The 15,770-nt window shown below is 49.7% G+C and carries 16 protein-coding genes; 4 read left to right on the top strand and 12 right to left on the bottom strand.

Translation table 11 applies throughout. The features are described from left to right. Window positions 1–174 precede the first annotated feature (174 nt). The 4 genes from N836_RS46590 to N836_RS46575 all read right to left on the bottom strand — a co-directional run bounded on the left by N836_RS46590 (window position 175) and on the right by N836_RS46575 (window position 4,614). A complete protein-coding gene (locus N836_RS46590) occupies window positions 175–1,134 on the bottom strand; it encodes a CobW family GTP-binding protein (RefSeq protein WP_023071543.1) in 960 nt (319 codons plus the stop codon). 75 nt (window positions 1,135–1,209) lie between these two features. Beyond that, window positions 1,210–2,283, bottom strand: coding sequence for a WD40 repeat domain-containing protein (locus tag N836_RS46585; RefSeq protein WP_023071542.1), 1,074 nt, complete (start codon window positions 2,281–2,283; stop codon window positions 1,210–1,212). Between the two features lie 400 nt (window positions 2,284–2,683). Next, window positions 2,684–3,658, bottom strand: coding sequence for a CobW family GTP-binding protein (locus tag N836_RS46580; protein WP_023071541.1), 975 nt, complete (start codon window positions 3,656–3,658; stop codon window positions 2,684–2,686). Window positions 3,659–3,684: 26 nt separating this feature from the next. Then, window positions 3,685–4,614 carry an alpha/beta fold hydrolase gene (locus N836_RS46575; RefSeq protein ID WP_023071540.1) on the bottom strand — a complete coding sequence of 310 codons (930 nt, stop codon included), beginning with the start codon at window positions 4,612–4,614 and terminating at the stop codon, window positions 3,685–3,687. A 187-nt stretch (window positions 4,615–4,801) separates the two neighbouring features. Here N836_RS46575 and N836_RS46570 point away from each other — a divergent pair, with 187 nt between their 5' ends. Beyond that, window positions 4,802–5,179, top strand: a complete 378-nt coding sequence (locus N836_RS46570) for an ArsR/SmtB family transcription factor (protein WP_023071539.1) — start codon at window positions 4,802–4,804, stop codon at window positions 5,177–5,179. Window positions 5,180–5,328: 149 nt separating this feature from the next. Continuing rightward, entirely contained in the window at window positions 5,329–5,946 is a 618-nt protein-coding gene (locus tag N836_RS46565) for a cation transporter (protein WP_023071538.1), read from the top strand. Between the two features lie 2 nt (window positions 5,947–5,948). Here the strand turns inward: N836_RS46565 and N836_RS46560 are convergent, their stop codons facing one another. Genes N836_RS46560 through N836_RS46550 form a run of 3 tightly spaced genes read right to left on the bottom strand, consistent with a single transcriptional unit; the run spans window position 5,949 to window position 8,293 of the window. Next, entirely contained in the window at window positions 5,949–6,677 is a 729-nt protein-coding gene (locus N836_RS46560) for a metallophosphoesterase family protein (protein WP_023071537.1), read from the bottom strand. A 27-nt stretch (window positions 6,678–6,704) separates the two neighbouring features. Beyond that, entirely contained in the window at window positions 6,705–7,517 is an 813-nt protein-coding gene (locus N836_RS46555) for a metallophosphoesterase family protein (RefSeq protein WP_023071536.1), read from the bottom strand. Then, window positions 7,514–8,293: a GTP-binding protein gene (locus N836_RS46550; protein ID WP_023071535.1), complete on the bottom strand. Its 780-nt coding sequence runs from the start codon at window positions 8,291–8,293 to the stop codon at window positions 7,514–7,516. The genes N836_RS46555 and N836_RS46550 overlap by 4 nt, the downstream gene beginning before the upstream one ends. A 107-nt stretch (window positions 8,294–8,400) precedes the next feature. Between N836_RS46550 and N836_RS46545 the strand changes: the two genes are divergently transcribed. Beyond that, window positions 8,401–9,654 carry a SidA/IucD/PvdA family monooxygenase gene (locus tag N836_RS46545; protein ID WP_023071534.1) on the top strand — a complete coding sequence of 418 codons (1,254 nt, stop codon included), beginning with the start codon at window positions 8,401–8,403 and terminating at the stop codon, window positions 9,652–9,654. 50 nt (window positions 9,655–9,704) lie between these two features. Here N836_RS46545 and N836_RS46540 read toward each other — a convergent pair whose 3' ends face one another. Genes N836_RS46540 through N836_RS46530 form a run of 3 tightly spaced genes read right to left on the bottom strand, consistent with a single transcriptional unit; the run spans window position 9,705 to window position 12,553 of the window. Beyond that, entirely contained in the window at window positions 9,705–10,544 is an 840-nt protein-coding gene (locus tag N836_RS46540; protein ID WP_023071533.1) for a metal ABC transporter permease, read from the bottom strand. A gap of 8 nt (window positions 10,545–10,552) precedes the next feature. Further along, the gene (locus N836_RS46535; RefSeq protein ID WP_023071532.1) at window positions 10,553–11,317 is read right to left on the bottom strand and encodes a metal ABC transporter ATP-binding protein; all 765 of its coding nucleotides are present in this window, start codon (window positions 11,315–11,317) and stop codon (window positions 10,553–10,555) included. Between the two features lie 42 nt (window positions 11,318–11,359). After that, window positions 11,360–12,553: a metal ABC transporter solute-binding protein, Zn/Mn family gene (locus tag N836_RS46530; protein ID WP_023071531.1), complete on the bottom strand. Its 1,194-nt coding sequence runs from the start codon at window positions 12,551–12,553 to the stop codon at window positions 11,360–11,362. Between the two features lie 126 nt (window positions 12,554–12,679). On the opposite strand from N836_RS46530, the gene N836_RS46525 reads away from it, so the two are divergent. Next, window positions 12,680–13,069, top strand: a complete 390-nt coding sequence (locus tag N836_RS46525) for a Fur family transcriptional regulator (protein WP_023071530.1) — start codon at window positions 12,680–12,682, stop codon at window positions 13,067–13,069. A 135-nt stretch (window positions 13,070–13,204) separates the two neighbouring features. On the opposite strand, the gene N836_RS46520 is transcribed toward N836_RS46525, so the two are convergent. Next, window positions 13,205–14,599: a hypothetical protein gene (locus N836_RS46520; RefSeq protein WP_023071529.1), complete on the bottom strand. Its 1,395-nt coding sequence runs from the start codon at window positions 14,597–14,599 to the stop codon at window positions 13,205–13,207. 17 nt (window positions 14,600–14,616) lie between these two features. Further along, window positions 14,617–15,750 carry a glycosyltransferase family 4 protein gene (locus N836_RS46515; RefSeq protein WP_023071528.1) on the bottom strand — a complete coding sequence of 378 codons (1,134 nt, stop codon included), beginning with the start codon at window positions 15,748–15,750 and terminating at the stop codon, window positions 14,617–14,619. Window positions 15,751–15,770 lie beyond the last annotated feature (20 nt).

Below are 15,770 nucleotides of genomic sequence, written 5' to 3'. Positions count from 1 at the left end.
GGAGAATGATGTTAACTAAAAACAGTGATGGAGTCGCAGGAATGAATCAGGATAGACTTCCAGTTATATGATAATGATTATCGTTCTCAGTTTATCATGAACGTTCAAAACATTCCCACCCCTTACTCTCTAGATGCGGAAACTTGTCGAACCCGACATTGATCCTGATGACAGTTATCGAGTCATACAGTTATTCAACTTTTGCATCAACGAAAGTACATCTAACTGACGGCCAATCCACACCATTTCTGTTTTTGGGGGTGTTTTCCATTCGCTGTCATCTATCGTGAATCGGCTCCCACTGAGTTGGAACAGATGGCGCTTTTCACTCTCTGCAAACCAGATAATTCCTTTAGCCCGGAATACATTATTAGGAAGCTGATAGTCGAGAAATTGCTGAAACTTTTTGAGGGCAAAGGGGCGATCGCCTTTAAATGAAACAGCCATAAACCCATCATTTTGGAGATGCTTGGTGGAAGAATCGGCGGCAGAAGCATTCTTTTGGACCACAGCGGTATCTGTTAGTTGAACATTTAGAATCAACGATAATGGAATCTGACCATGGGTTGCTTGTAATATTCTGGCTTTGTCCTTGATAGAAAGAATGTGATGTTTCAACTTTTGAACTTTAGGTTCAGGTACTCGATCGATTTTGTTCAGAAGAATAATATCGCCATAGAGAATTTGACTCATCACCGCACTGCTTCCATAGTGAAAGTCGGGGTCAAAGGTTTCCGAATCGATTAAGGTAATCACGGCATCCAACTGGGTCAGGTCTCTCAGTTCTGTGCCAAGAAACGTGAGCATGATGGGTAACGGATCGGCGACACCCGTGGTTTCTAGCACCAGATAATCAATGCGATCTCTCCGTTCTAATACACGATAGACTGTATCCATCAGATTATCGTTGATGGTGCAACAAATACAGCCATTGGTGAGTTCTATCATGTCCTCTTCCACCGCAATCAAGAACTGGCTGTCGATGTTAATGTCCCCAAACTCATTCACGAGAACTGCTACCTTAAAATCCTCAAAGTTTTGGAGAATATGATTCAATAACGTTGTTTTCCCACTGCCTAAAAAGCCAGTGATGACCGTCACGGGAAGCTTCTGAAAATCAAGAGTGGGAGCCATAACGCTCATAATATAGATGTGTCTGTATGAAGGGGAGGAAGTGGAATGCTACTGGAAAAAGATTGACCTGTTGTTCTACCTAAACCCTTTTCCTTTAGTCGTTTCAGTCCATACCCACAGTTCCCCTCCACTACCACCAGCGGCTAACATTGTGCCCTGCCCAGACCAGGCTAGACACGAAAACCCGCTGGAGGCACCCTCCAACCTTTGAGCAATCTGACGGGCCTTCTGCCACAAATACAAACAACCATCCTCAGCGGCAGTGGCCAATAATAGGGTATCGGGCTGAAACGAAATGGCCCGCACCATTCCCTCATGGGCATCCAACACCTGAGGCTTCCAACCCTCTGCTGGATCAGCCGCTTTTGTCCACACAACAATCCCTTCAACACTTATCGATGCCAGCAGAGGCGCACCCTTTACCGTCGGTTTCGACCAGGCCAACTGCCGCACTTTGCCAGGAAATCCCTGCATCCGCCAGGGAGCGGCATGATCTTTTGCCCACACCAAAACCGACCGATCATTGTTGCCCGAAGCCAGGTAGATACCATCCGGCGACCAGGCAACCGCCACGCTAGCCCCACCCACTTCTCTTACCTCTGGGTCCTCATCCCAGTCATGGTACTTCCAGGTTTTAATGTTCTGGTTACCCCCCAGCGATAGCTCTGTCCCTTGAGGATGCCAGGCTAGATCTAACACAGAAGAATCTTCAAAATTTAAGGTGGTGACAACCGTTTGATCAACCGCATGCCACACCTGAACATAGCGGCCAAAACTAAAGGCCAGTTCCGGAGAATTCGGGTGCCATTGCAGCCGATCAATCCAGGTACGAGCATGTTCCAGAGTGTTTAGCAATGTGGGCACATCACCATCAATCTGCCAGATCCACACTGTGCCTGCTTGCCCTCCAGCCGCTAAAAATTGACCATCGGCGGAGATGGCTAAGGCATCCACAGACTCTCCCTGGGAGCTTTGTAAGCAGTGAGAGTCACCCGTTGCAGGTGTGTAGAGTACTACCTCCCCTGCACCAGAACTAGCCGCGAGTTGAGTGCCATCGGGGGACCAGGCAATGGCTGTTACATAGTCGGAAAGATGGGTGTTCCAGAGCTGCTGGAGTACAGGTTGTTTATGCTTTTTTGTTCTCAGCATTGTTTTAGATACGCAGGCAGGCAAAATAGATTACACAATATTTCTTTGAAAGTGACACCTTTAAGGAGGCCCCCAAACCCCCAATCCTGGGGGCTTTAGAGACAGAACTCAACTGAAAATACCCAAAGCTAGTCATTCCTCACATTTGAGATTTTTGAACCTCATATCAAAGCCCCCAAATGTTGGGGGCTTGAGGGCCTGGACAACATTGAGCCTTCTTGACAGTCGCTCGATCATAGATTTTTTTATTAGAGAATCATCCCTGCCAATCCTAGGGGCTCCAGGACTCAAAGTCCCTCAGAATTTGAGAAACCCCAGTTGGCCTAATTAGGAAGACTCTGATACTTCCATAAAAGGGGGCCTCCAGCATTTTGGAATTAATTACGATACCTACTTATCACTAGCTCACCAAACAATCGCGAAAGCGCTCGCTTAGATTCAGCTGCTCCAGGTTACGACCGATAAACACCAGTTCGTTTTTACGAGATTCATCGGGTTTCCAGGGGCGGTCCTGGCGACCATCAAACAACATGTGTACCCCCTGAAAGACAAATCGATTGTCTTCCCCGGCCATGTTGAGAATGCCCTTCATGCGAAAAATATCGGGTCCGTGGTCCCGCAGTAGCTCTCCCATCCAGGCGTTAAGTTTGTCGCCATCGAGTTCTCCTGACTCTACCAGGGCAATGGAACCCACGGTTTCGTCGTGCTCATGGGCGGTTTCATCGAGAAAATCTGGGTCGATTTGTAGGGCATTATTCAGGTCAAAGGCACTAACGCCGAGGAGGGCATCCATTTCAATTTGGGCATCACGGGTGCGATGGATTTTGGCCAGGGCATTCATCCCCCGAATCCGCTCTTCCAGTTTTGTTAATTCCTCTTCTGTAACCAGGTCAATCTTATTAAGCAAAATAACATCGGCAAAGGCAATTTGCTCTACAGCTTCTTCGGCTTCCCAATGCTGCCAGATATGGCGAGTATCTACCACTGTTACCACTGCATCCAGACGGGTTTGCAGCTGCACTTCATCATCCACAAAGAAGGTTTGAATTACCGGAGCCGGGTCTGCTAATCCGGTGGTTTCAATCACCAGATGGTCAAACTTGTCGCGACGCTTCATCAGATTGCCAATGATGCGAATCAGGTCACCCCGCACGGTGCAACAGATACAGCCGTTGTTCATTTCAAATACTTCTTCATCGGCATCCACCACTAGCTGATTGTCGATGCCGACTTCGCCAAATTCGTTGACGATTACTGCAACTTTTTTGCCATGTTCATGGGTAAGGATGCGATTTAATAAGGTGGTTTTACCTGCGCCTAAATAGCCAGTTAAAACGGTGACGGGTACGGTGTTGTAAATGTTGTCGGTTACCATGAGTAGTCTCCTTGAATGGTGTTTGTCTATGCTTGAAAGTGGGCAAGCGCGATCGCACCCACCTCAGCACCGTACTCTTCGTATAGCCCCAGCGAACCGGGTAGATGGTCGGACTGGATGCCAGGGAGTTCTGACAGCGCCTGCATTTCAGCCTTGGACTGGGGGGGTGCCTGGTCCGCCAGGATCACCCGCACAGAATTATTTGGGTCCGCCGTGACCGCCGTTGCGATCTGGAGCCATTCGGTGCGATCTCTCATTGGATCTAGGGCTGCTGTCACAAAGGCTGCAGGTGCAAATCGGGCTCCCGGTTGCTGGGTAATGCGGTGGCGTTGCTGAATAAAGGCAGGGGTCAGCCGCGCCTGATCCACAAACACATGGCGCTGATACATCCATTTGAGGAAGGCTGGGTGGGTATTTGCGCCATAGAGGGCAGAACCAACGAGCGGCAACCCCACCAAGTTTCGCAGACCACTGGCTAACCAACTCGGTGCCCCCATGGCCCGTAAGGGACCTTTCCAGGTGGGAGCCACTAGCAGTAACCGAGTGCTTATCTGTTTCTGGGGCAGTTGGCTCTGAGCCAGATGGAGGGCGTACCCCGCCCCATGGCCTGCTGCCAAAATCCCCGCTGGCTCTGGACAGCAGTTTTGCACAAAGTCCTTGAGTAATGTCTGATAGAGCGGTCGCTCGTAGGTAAAAGCAGGCCGCTCGGAATCACCAAACCCTAACCAGTCCAGGGCTATCACCCGAAATTGGGATGCCAGCACCTGAGCAATTTGGGCCAGTTCTGCCCGTGTTGAAACGGTGCTAAACGCGGGTAGTAGCAACACCGTTGGCCCTGTCCCCAAGGTTTCGTAGGCGATAGTTACGGTTTGCCCCTGATAGGTCCAGTCATAGTGCTGCACCTGTCCACCCATAGGGGTAGGGCGTGTTAGTTCTTGATGGGGACTGACCGTCATCGTGCTTCGCCTTTTCTCCGGGACCATTGCCAGGATACTTGCATTGTTACCTGGTTATAATTACACAAGAATGATAATCATTCTTGCTGCCAAAACGTTGAGTCGTTACCCTTTATTAACTTTTTAAGGGCGATGGAGATTGATGTGTGACCAGTCATAGATCAGTAGAATGGATCTATAGTACCTGATGAACCCTGCAAAATCTGTGACCAAACCCAGTGATGTCTGCCAAGTCCGTTGCTTCAACGAAGAGTTAGTTCATCAGATCGGTCAGATACTTCCCGGCGACGACCTGTTGGAATCCGCCCAAATTCTGTTTGGTGCCCTGGCCGATCGGTCTCGGCTAAAGATTCTGTACGCTTTACGCAACGGTGAGGAGCTGTGCGTCTGTGATGTGGCTTCCCTACTAAAAATCAAGGTTGCAACCGCATCCCACCACCTGCGGAAGCTGCGCGACCTCAGTATTTTGAAGTACCGCAATGACGGTAAATTGGCTTACTACTCCCTCAAGGACCCACGGGTGGCTGACATTCTCTGCTATGCACTAAAACAACTGGTTGATTAGAGCGTTGTAGTCATTCTAATGATGACTTGAATGATGTCCTTTTTGTGATAACGTTCTAATACTAGTTTGAATGTTTGAGCAACTGTTTTGATGAACATTCTAATGCTAGTTTGAATATTTGAATGATTGTTTGAATCTTGGAGGTCGACATGGCTGATGATTGCTGTCAGGCCAAGGCTTGCGAAGTGTCTAAGCTCAAAGAACGGCAGGCAAAGGTGCTTTGGTCGGTGTTGTGGATCAATGCTGTGATGTTTGTCGTCGAATTTGGGGCGGGCATTCGAGCGGCTTCGCTGTCATTAACTGGGGATTCGTTGGATATGCTGGGGGATGCCCTGGTGTATGCCAGTAGTTTGTATGTGATTCATAAAAGCGCTAAAGCTCAGGCCGGTGCAGCGCTGCTTAAGGGCCTGATCATGTTTTTGTTTGCCATTGCCGTATTTGCCAGAGCCAGCTATCAGCTATTTGCGGGTGCTAGTCCCGAAGGGTCCATCATGGGGGTAGTAGGCGTGTTGGCACTACTGGCAAACCTGTTGTGTTTGTTGCTGCTGACCCGGCATCGCAACGACAATTTAAACATGTCATCGGTGTGGCTATGTTCTCGCAATGACATTATTGCTAACACGTCTGTTTTGGCTGCAGCTGTCTTAGTGTTACTCACACACTCTATCTTGCCCGATCTAGCGGTTGGATTGTTGTTAACTGTTGTCTTTGCAAAATCAGCTGGGAAAGTACTTTCCCAGTCTTGGAAAGAGCTACAACAGGCGTAACGTTATCTTTTTGTTGCACCAAAACCTTTTGTCTTGCCGTAGTTCACGGTTCTAAAAGAGAGTTGACCATTCTCCGGGCTGAATAATGTATAAGTAGACTTGCCAGGAATCCGACCTACTGAACCGACGCCAACAACTTGGCGAGGTGTCTTACCATAACCCTGAGGGTCTTGCACACCGTCCAAGGTGGTCACGGTCGAACGTAGCTCCACCGGGGTGACCCAGCATTCAAAGGTGAGACCTGAGCGGCCACAAAAGAGATAGTTAGCATCGGCCCGAATCAGGCGATCGCAAAGCTGAATTGCAGGTGTGTCAGGGGTAAGTTCATCGGCATAGCTGACGGTGCTGCCGTGGATCAGTAAACAGTCGAGTTCATGAAAGCCAAAGTGTTGCGATCGCAACCACCGCACCGACTCCCGTGACACCGATTCCCACAGAGTTTTAACCCCATCACCGCCATACTTCTCCATCAGCTCTGGCGCATTTTGCAGGCCGCTGACTCCGTGCAAACTAAAACACTGTTCTTCCCACCAGCCCACACACACCTGGGGCACTAACTCGCCCGGTCGAGGGGACTGCAGACGTTGAATCACTGCCTCATTCTCTCCCTCCAGGCCAATTACATCCCCCAGGATGTAGAGATCGCTCACCGACTGCCGCCGTATATCCTTCAACACCGCCTCATAGGCCGTTAGATTACCTTCGATGCCGCTTAGGATTGCCCACTTCACTTAGTTATCTCCCCGTTGTTTTAGTATCTAGCGCTCGCACACATGGGTGGGATCGTCCGCCCGTTCCGCAAACTCCATGCCCCGTGCTAACCGCCATGCAAAGATAGAAGGCAATCCCTTTTCGAGGATAGCCAGACAGGTCTTGGTATAGTTGTAGTCAACCTCCCGCAGGGTCACCTGAGTTGTCTCGGTGTCATAAAGAACATAGGTGGCATTGGGACGACCGTGGCGGGGTTCACCCACGGAACCCGCATTAATAATGCGCTTCAACGCTACCTGAAACTGTTGGAAATCCTCAGATTGAGCAGGATTTTTCAACGCTACTGACAGTTGGGCATCCTCTAACTCACGCACATAGGGAACGTGGGTATGGCCACAAAACAACACATCAGCATCGGCAGAGAGCACCCGTTCCAGCGCTGTAAAACCATCCATGGTGGGTAACAAATACTCATGCTGACTGTTGGGGCTACCATGGACAAAACACAGATTATCCCGTTTTAACGACACAGGTAATGTAGCCAAATATTCCCGCACATCGGGTCGAATTTCGTTATTGGTCCATTCATGGGCCAGTTTGCCCCGCTGTTCGGCAAGCTGTGAGGGGTAGCTACATTCACAGGCATTTAAGCCTTCCACAATATCCTCATCCCAACATCCCTGGCAGGTGGGAATCGCCAAAGAGCGAATCCGATCCACCACCTCATTGGGGTAAGGACCATAGCCCACCAGATCCCCAAGGCAGTAAATCTGGTCAGCTTTCTGGGCATCAATGTCTAACAACACTGCATCCAGCGCTTCGTAGTTACCGTGAATACAAGAGATCACCGCAAGTTTCATACCATTACCTCCTCTTCGGTTTCCTGTGAGTGTAATTGTTGGTACTGCCGCTGATACTGAATCAAAACATCATCGGCTAGACAGGACGCCAGCAACGTTTGAGCGATTGTTTTCTGCTCTAAATTACGACCCACGATTTCCAGACCGCTAAAGCGATCAGGACGTCCCTGTAGCCAGTGGGGTAATTTTAGTTCGGTGTATTCAATACCCGGTAATCCTTCGACAAAATCGATATAGAATGCCCGACCATCGGGTAGTTCAAAAATTCCCTTTAAGCGCATCACCTGACCGTAGGCTCCACCTGTCAGCTCAATTAACACCTCATCTAAACTGGGTGGATCAAACACTTGCCCTGTTAAAGGAGATTTCCATATGGCCGGTAGCTTGCCAGTATCCGATGCCTGAATGTTGTTGCCAGGGAGCACCTCATCCGCCCAGTCGTGCCATTCAGACTGTTCCAGACCGGGAGGCGCAATTGCGATCCGCCGACCAGGCAACGTGGCTAAAAACGGTGATTTCAAATCCACATGAAAGCCCAATTCTATAAAAACCTGGGACTGGTCGGGTAAGTCGGCTAGCACGGTTGCAGCCCGATCCTCAGAAATGAGCGACACCCAGGGAAAGCAATAGCCAATCCGGGCTAAATCAACAGATTCCTGGCCACCAGGACAAAGGTAAAACAGGGGGCACGCAGGGTCCTTTAGAAACTGGCTAATCCAGGTGGTTTTGCCCACACCAGGAGGACCGGCTACTAACGTGAGGTTAAAGGATTGCATAGAGACTAACAGTCTTATTGAGAGACATCGCTTAGCTTGACGGTTTACAACTGGGCTTGCGTTATAATTCTATAACGATAATCATTCTCATATTCTAGATTTTATTTATGGTTAATGCCGCTGCGCTGCCTAAGATGATTGATCTAGCCATTGTGGGGGCAGGTCCCCAGGCATTGACCCTGGTAACGCATGTGTTGCAAAAGAAGAAGTCAATGCGCAATCGCTTTGTGGTGCTTGATCCATCAGGGCAGTGGTTGCAGCAGTGGCAACATCAGTTTGCGGCCTATGAGATTCCCCACTTGCGATCGCCCGTGGTTCATCATCCCGACACTAACCCCCACGCCTTGCGGGCATTTGCCGAATCAAGGGCCAACGAACTGTTCCCACCTTATGATTTACCGGGCACCCGGCTGTTTCAAGACTTTTGTCAGGAGGTGATCCGCCGTTGGCAGCTACAGGATCGAGTAATTCCGACCCAGGTCGAACACCTTGAACCTATTCGTCAACAGGGGCGGCAGCGGTTTCAACTGACCCTGAGCAATGGCCAGGTATTGACCGCCAGACGAGTGGTGTTGGCCATTGCGGGTGGTGTTCCTCACCTGCCTGATTGGGCAAAAGCACTCCCCAAAACCTATCCTCCCGAGCGTCTATGTCATTCTGGCCAGGTTGATCTGCGGGGGCTGCGGCTAGGGGGAGAACGAATTTTGATCGTCGGCAGTGGTCTCACCGCGGGGCACCTGGCATTGGGGGCGATCGCACGCAGAGCCCACGTGATGATGATGGCCCGCCGCACCTTTTATGAAAAGCTGTTTGATGCCGAACCCGGTTGGCTAGGGCCTAAATACCTGAAAGGGTTTCACGCCGAACCCAGCTGGCAAACCCGCTGGCAGATGATTCGAGACGCTCGCAATGGCGGCTCCCTGACACCGGCTGTTCTGACAAAACTACGACGGCTAGAGCGGGACGGCAAACTCTCGTTTTATGAGCAGTGCGAAGTGCAATCTGCCACCTGGAAGGAAACAGCATGGCAAGTCGTCTGCAGCCATCCAGGGGCTCACAACTGTATTACCCACCTGCCCATTGACCGCATCTGGCTGGCCACGGGCAGCACCTTAGATGTTCATAACTGGCTGCTGTTATCTGCTGTACGAGAGCGCTATCCGCTCCCCACAGTGCAAGGGTTGCCGGTACTTGACAAGCATCTGCGGTGGCCAGGATGCAATCTGTTTATTATGGGAGGCGCAGCTGCCCTGCAAATTGGCCCCGTTGCGCGCAACTTATTTGGGGCAAAGCTGGCCTGCGATCGCATTGTCCCTGCTCTGATCAAAGAGAACTTGAGTCACTTTCGAGTGCAAGCCTGATAAAATCTAGGTACACAGAAGACGACTGCGTAAGATGTAGGCCCATGGGTTTACAGGGCTAACTTGCGGCGATTGGGGGTGACCATAGCTAATAGAAAAATCACCAGTTGAACCGTGACAATGCTGGGACCCGACGGTAAATCGAAAAAGGCCGAGACGATCATGCCAATGACAGCCCCCAACGCGCCTAAGCCTGCTGAAATTATGATGTACTGAACGAATGTGCGACTGAGGAGACGAGCGGCGCAGGCAGGAATTACTACAAATGCGCTAATCAGCAAGACGCCGATGGCCTTAATGGAGATCCCCACAACCAGGGACAGCAATACGATAAAGCCAGTCCGCTGGGCTGAAACAGAGACTCCTCGGGCAATGGCCATGGATTCGTGGAGCGTCAGAAGAATTTGCGATCGCAACGTCAGTCCCATAAAGATGACGCAGGCTACCAGCAGCACTCCGCTAAAGACTAGGTCAGTGGTTTGCACCGCCAAGATATCACCGAATAACAAATGAGTCAGACCGCCCTTGTAGTCATCACGAAAACTCAGCAAGATAATGCCAATGGACAGGGATGATGAATAGACGATGTTCAACAGAGCATCGGTCCAAAGACGGGTGCGTTCTAGAAAATAGGTCACACCCAAGGCAAATAGAACCGCAAAGGGTAACAACACCCAACCAGGATCAAGACCCAGTAAAAATCCAATGCTGATACCCAATAGAGCTGAGTGCCCCAGGGTATCACTAAAAAAAGAAAGCTGTCGAAGAACGGTAAAGCTACCCATTAAGCCACCCATGAATCCAGTCAGCACACTACCCATGAGTGCCCGATGCATAAAGGGCAATTGAAACAGTTCAATTACCCGGATAAATTCAGCCTGGATCGTCATGGCAAAAACTAACAAGAATGGTGGTAGCGAACAAACTCGGAGCCATAGGCCAGGGAAAGATTTTCTGGGGTGAGAGAATTGTCTGGAGGTCCCTGACAGAGCAAGGCACGATTTATACAGAGAACGCGATCGCAGCTGCGACGCACCATATCTAAATCGTGAGAAACCTGCAGAATAGCCCATCCCTGTTCTTTTTTGAGCTGGTGCAGCAATCGATAAAACTCTGATTCGCTGCGCACATCTAATCCAGCTGGGGCCTCATCCAGAATTAGCAGACGGCGAGGACGTACCAAACAATAGGCCAGCAGTACCCGCTTGAGCTCTCCCCCCGACAGCGTACTCACAAGCTTGTGACGCAAGTACCAGGCATCTACCTGGGTCAATGCCTGCTGCACTGCATGGCGGCGTGCCCGTCCACCGGTCCAGGGGAATTGCAGACCTAGCCGATCCCAACCCAGCCCTACCAATTCCCTAACGGTAATGGGAATGCGGCGATCAAACAGAAAATTTTGAGGCAGATAGGCAATCTGTTGTCGTACCGCCGCTGACAGATGACCTTTGGGGGAGAGGGGCTGCCCCAAGACAAACACCTCCCCCGACCGATGCGGTAAAATCCCTAGTACAGCTTGGATCAGGGTGCTCTTTCCGGCTCCGTTGGGACCCACAATCGCGGTATCCATGCCAGCTGGCACTGTAAACGATACATTCTGAACGGCCGCATAGGTCTCTCGGTAAACCGTTAACTCGTTGACGACTAAAACTGGATCGCTCAACTGTTCTCTCCCGATCCCACAAAATCATCCTTTATACTAAAGCTACCAATCAATGGCGGCCATCGGTTGAGGTACTAAGAACGGATACCAGGATTGTGTGGATGCCCCAAAGCTATCTGCCAGATTCTCAGCATTCTGGCGCATGGTTGTCAAGTAGTAGTCAGGCTGTATCGCATCTTGTGTACCCACTTCAAGGGGGTCAAACTCACTCACGCCAATGGCAAGATCTTGCGCGATCGCCTTAAAAGAAGCCTCTCCTGCTTGAGGTTCAGTCATGATGGTTTTTAGCCCCTCTGCCTGCACGGTTTCCATTACCCGCTTCACATCGTCTGGAGATGGATTTTCTTCGGGCAGACCCACCAGAACCTCAGATTCCATTCCATAGCTCTCGGCAAAGTAGGCGGCGAAGTCATGAAACACTACGAATGTCTGTCCGGCAAAGGGGGACAACATTTCAGTAATGTCGGCATCTAATGCCTGCAACTCAGTAATAAAGGCCGCCGCGTTGGCCGTGTATTCAGCCTCTCCCTCTGGATCGGCAGCAATTAAACCATCGCGAATATTTTCCACCTGTTCAATGGCTCGCTTGGGGTCTAGCCAGATATGGGGATCAAATTCTCCATGAACATGACCATGGTCATGGCCTCCTTCTGCATGGTGCTCTTCTTCCCCATGGTCGTGGCCCCCTTCAGCATGGTCATGGTCTTCTTCGCCATGGTCATGACCTCCTTCAGCGTGGTCATGGTCTCCATGGTCATGACCTTCTTTCTCACTATGGCCATGTTCTTCGCCATGATCGTGGCCACCATCGCTGGCTAGAGCAACAATATCTTCACTGGAGTCAATCGTGACCAGATCTGAATTTTCCGCATTCTCGATCATGTCATCTAAAAAGAACTCCATCTCCAGACCATTTTTCACCAAAATATCTGCATTGGCGACCGCCTGAACATCACTGGGTTTGGCCTGAAAGTCATGGGGACCCACATTGGTCGGTAGCAACTGAACCACCTCAGCGCGATCGCCTACTACGGCTGTGGTGAATTGGGTAATCGGTAAAAACGTGGTGACCACTTGTAATGAGTCTTCAGCGACAACGGCCTCCGCAGGGTCTGCTTCGCTAGTGGTCGTAGGAGGAGCTGTACAGCTGCCCAGGGTGACGATTGCCCCTAACGCCATAATCGAAAACTGCTGTACCCGGCGGTGAGACGCCTGCTGAAAATTCAGTCCAGACATAGCTACTTTCCCTCTCGCTATCGATGTGGATGACATAAGATGGAATTGGCATGATAATGATTATCATTCCGGAATATTCTACATCAGTTTTTTAAAATTGCCCCGATCGCAATCCTTAAAATTTCCATGACTCAGGCTCATTGCACTCCCGCCCAAACAGCCATACTCCAGATACTGCGTCAGCAGCATCAGCCCATTTCAGCTCAGGCGCTCTATGCGCTCATGCAAAAACATCAGCCAATTGGGTTGGCAACGGTCTACCGAGCCCTTGATGCTCTCAAACGACTGGGATGGGTGCAGCATCGAGTAACGCTGGCAGGCGAGACACTTTACAATGCGGTGGAACAGGATCATCACTACATGACCTGTCTGCATTGTGGGCAGTCTTTTCCCCTTGATGCCTGCCCGTTAAAGGGGTTAGAGTTTCCGCTCCAGCACTCAGGCTCGTTCACAATCTACTATCACACCCTTGAATTCTTTGGTCTCTGCAAACCCTGCGCCATTCAAGGTGCATGAAAGGCTGCACATACCTCACTTTTGAAGATAAGTACTATGTCCAGTCCCCCCAGAACTTAGACAACCCTAGTTTGCCTAAGTTCTGGGGGGACTAAGTTCCTTTCAATTCGCTCTGACTACCTGTCTGTCCTGTAGCTACGGTGTTCGCAGCATGCTAAAGCGAGCCAGTTGTTTTTCACGATTTTCCTGCCAGCGGATGGCGAGTATACAAACAACCGTGAGCATATGACCCGGTTCTTCCATTTGTGTCAAAATACAGCCAAATACAGCTGTTGACAGCAGCATAAATTTGCCAAAGTCATCAACACAGACGTTGTGCCAGATGATGAAACAAATAAACAAGTAAGCACAGATGCCAACTATGCCGACATCTCCCCAGATACCGGCCCAGGTGAATAGGGGGAAATAAATGGTGGATTCCTGGGCGAGATATGTGTTGCGAACAACTGCAAACACTTCCGCTGATGATGGGTGAATTGTGGCACCGAGGGGACCTAAAAGACTCGCATAGTCTCTCATTACCCAGCCACCTAAGCGAGTCACCGTATGCCCAGGCCCCAGTCCTAAGAACCAGTTGAGTGGGGACTCAAAATGGGTGGGAATAATGCGAAAAGCAGCCAGCTTAGTGCGGATTGCCAGGCCATCCCAACCCCAAATTGGGCGATCAATCCAGTTTTGATAGGGTCTTAGAATTTCCGCCTCTACATTGAGGAGGGCCCAGCTAAAGGCAACAACAAATACAACAAAAATAGTGACATAAACGAGCAGTCTGACAGGTCTTTCAACTTTAGTGATTGCTAATAGTCCCCAACCCGCAGCTAATGCTAAAAAGACTTGCTTGGAGTCAGAGGCTTGAATTTGATAGATAGCACTGACTAAAGGCAGTACGCGCATCCAGAGAGCAAGATTCTTAAACTGATTGAAAAAGTAAACACTAAAGTAAAACGAGACCGTGCAGGAGATATAGTTGGCTGCACTACCGCCACCGCCGCCAAAAACGCCACCGATGTTATCCTCTAGGGTGCCTCCAGTGGGTTTGGGATAAATTCCCAGGGGGAGTAGGATGGACTGTGCGATCGCAAGCAATAAATTAAACAGGGCAAACCCCAATACCCAATATTTAAACCGCTCCAGCTGCTTACCCGACAGGGGCATGGCAATCATAGCCGCCAGGAGCATAAACGGTTCAGCCTGGAACATAAACTGCAGGCTGATATTCACAATACCTGCACCATTTAATATGGAACTAGCAAGCATGACAATCAAGAAAATTGCCATGCCTGTCAATAATTGCCAAACAGTTTGAATCCGTTTTTGATCACGCGCTTTTGTCGTAAAAAGTGTGATAGAAACAGCCAGAGGGATGATCCCAAAATGCACAAAGTTAATAATTGCTGGTGCGCCAAGGGTATCCAAGAGACGTGGAAAAAATGCAGATGCAAAGCCAAATAAAATTAAATTTGAATTCCGGATCTTATCGTGATCTTGCTCGGCTTTATCTCTTTCCAAAACAGCTAGTCGGCTTTGCATGAGGAATGTCCAAATTCTCAGTTAGCGTGGGCTAGAGAGATATAGAAATCTAGCAACTGCCCAGAAATTTCCTGTCTAGAGAACCGATGATCGACAAAATTGTCCTGACGGGATGTATGGGATAACTCAGCCACCATTGCTTGGGCAAGATTTTCTGCCGCCATTTGATCTAATGAAAAATAACGACATTGCGATGATCCCACTTCCCGAAAAATAGGAATATCTGAGCAGACAGCTGGGCAACCAAACGTCACGGCTTCCACCAGGGGTAAACAAAATCCCTCCGTGGACGACGGAATCACAAACAGGGAGGCATGCTCATAGAGCCACCTCAGTTCTTCATCAGCCAGTCCAGATAGGAAATGTACATTTTCTTCCAGCTTAAGAGCCTGAACCAGTGCTTTTAGCGCCTCTGTTTCAGGCCCCGCACTGCCAACTAGTAATAGTTTGCTATTCTCTGGCAGTTTGTCATGATTCAGAAGTTGACCATAGGCCTCAATCAACAGATTCAGGTTTTTATTTTTACGATGCTGGGCAACCGTCATCAGGAAGGGGGCAGAAAGCTGATGCTTCAACTGATGGGGGCGATAGGAGTCAACATCCGAAAATTCTACGACATTGTAAACAACAGCCGCTTGCTTGGCAGTTTTAGCCTTCGGGAAATAGGCTTTGAGTGACTCTAACGTACAGTTAGAGACATTAATCAACCCATCGCTGCTGTGAATACACTGCTGTAGAAAAAGCTGATTAAACCACACCTGTGGATAGCCGAAATTGTCGGGACACTCATAGGGATACAAATCGTGGATAGTCGCTACGACCTTTCCTGTAAACCATTGACGAATAAATGGAAAGGGAAATGACATATGAATGATGTCAGGCTGCAGCTGCTGAGCTAGTTTAGGTAACCCAAACAAAAACCACAGATTTCGAGAAATCGAACTATTTTTAATCTCAACATCAACTAGCTCAATCTTGGCTGAATTGAGATTAAAGGCCTGCTCAAAATACTCACGCTGCCAGCTCCCAATTAGTAGGGTAACCCGCTGGATCTTGTCATGGTCTGCCAGACACTGGGCCAGATTTACAGCATGTCTGCAGACTCCCGTAGGCTTAACCGGGCGATGTAAGGCTGGAATCAGTACATGCATAGTGCAACAGCTCTCTCCAA

The sequence above is a fragment of the Leptolyngbya sp. Heron Island J genome (assembly GCF_000482245.1).
Taxonomy (GTDB): Bacteria; Cyanobacteriota; Cyanobacteriia; order Phormidesmidales; family Phormidesmidaceae; genus Leptothoe.
The sequence above is the reverse complement of the archived record's forward strand: the minus strand, read 5'-3'. Positions and strand labels throughout refer to the sequence as shown.

Bases quoted from the DNA above. Each gene is read 5' to 3' on its own strand.
- N836_RS46590 (WP_023071543.1), bottom strand. From the start codon at position 1,134: ATGGCTCCCACTCTTGATTTTCAGAAGCTTCCCGTGACGGTCATCACT.
- N836_RS46585 (WP_023071542.1), bottom strand. From the start codon at position 2,283: ATGCTGAGAACAAAAAAGCATAAACAACCTGTACTCCAGCAGCTCTGG.
- N836_RS46580 (WP_023071541.1), bottom strand. From the start codon at position 3,658: ATGGTAACCGACAACATTTACAACACCGTACCCGTCACCGTTTTAACT.
- N836_RS46575 (WP_023071540.1), bottom strand. From the start codon at position 4,614: ATGACGGTCAGTCCCCATCAAGAACTAACACGCCCTACCCCTATGGGT.
- N836_RS46570 (WP_023071539.1), top strand. From the start codon at position 4,802: ATGAACCCTGCAAAATCTGTGACCAAACCCAGTGATGTCTGCCAAGTC.
- N836_RS46565 (WP_023071538.1), top strand. From the start codon at position 5,329: ATGGCTGATGATTGCTGTCAGGCCAAGGCTTGCGAAGTGTCTAAGCTC.
- N836_RS46555 (WP_023071536.1), bottom strand. From the start codon at position 7,517: ATGAAACTTGCGGTGATCTCTTGTATTCACGGTAACTACGAAGCGCTG.
- N836_RS46550 (WP_023071535.1), bottom strand. From the start codon at position 8,293: ATGCAATCCTTTAACCTCACGTTAGTAGCCGGTCCTCCTGGTGTGGGC.
- N836_RS46545 (WP_023071534.1), top strand. From the start codon at position 8,401: ATGGTTAATGCCGCTGCGCTGCCTAAGATGATTGATCTAGCCATTGTG.
- N836_RS46540 (WP_023071533.1), bottom strand. From the start codon at position 10,544: ATGACGATCCAGGCTGAATTTATCCGGGTAATTGAACTGTTTCAATTG.
- N836_RS46530 (WP_023071531.1), bottom strand. From the start codon at position 12,553: ATGTCTGGACTGAATTTTCAGCAGGCGTCTCACCGCCGGGTACAGCAG.
- N836_RS46525 (WP_023071530.1), top strand. From the start codon at position 12,680: ATGACTCAGGCTCATTGCACTCCCGCCCAAACAGCCATACTCCAGATA.
- N836_RS46520 (WP_023071529.1), bottom strand. From the start codon at position 14,599: ATGCAAAGCCGACTAGCTGTTTTGGAAAGAGATAAAGCCGAGCAAGAT.
- N836_RS46515 (WP_023071528.1), bottom strand. From the start codon at position 15,750: ATGCATGTACTGATTCCAGCCTTACATCGCCCGGTTAAGCCTACGGGA.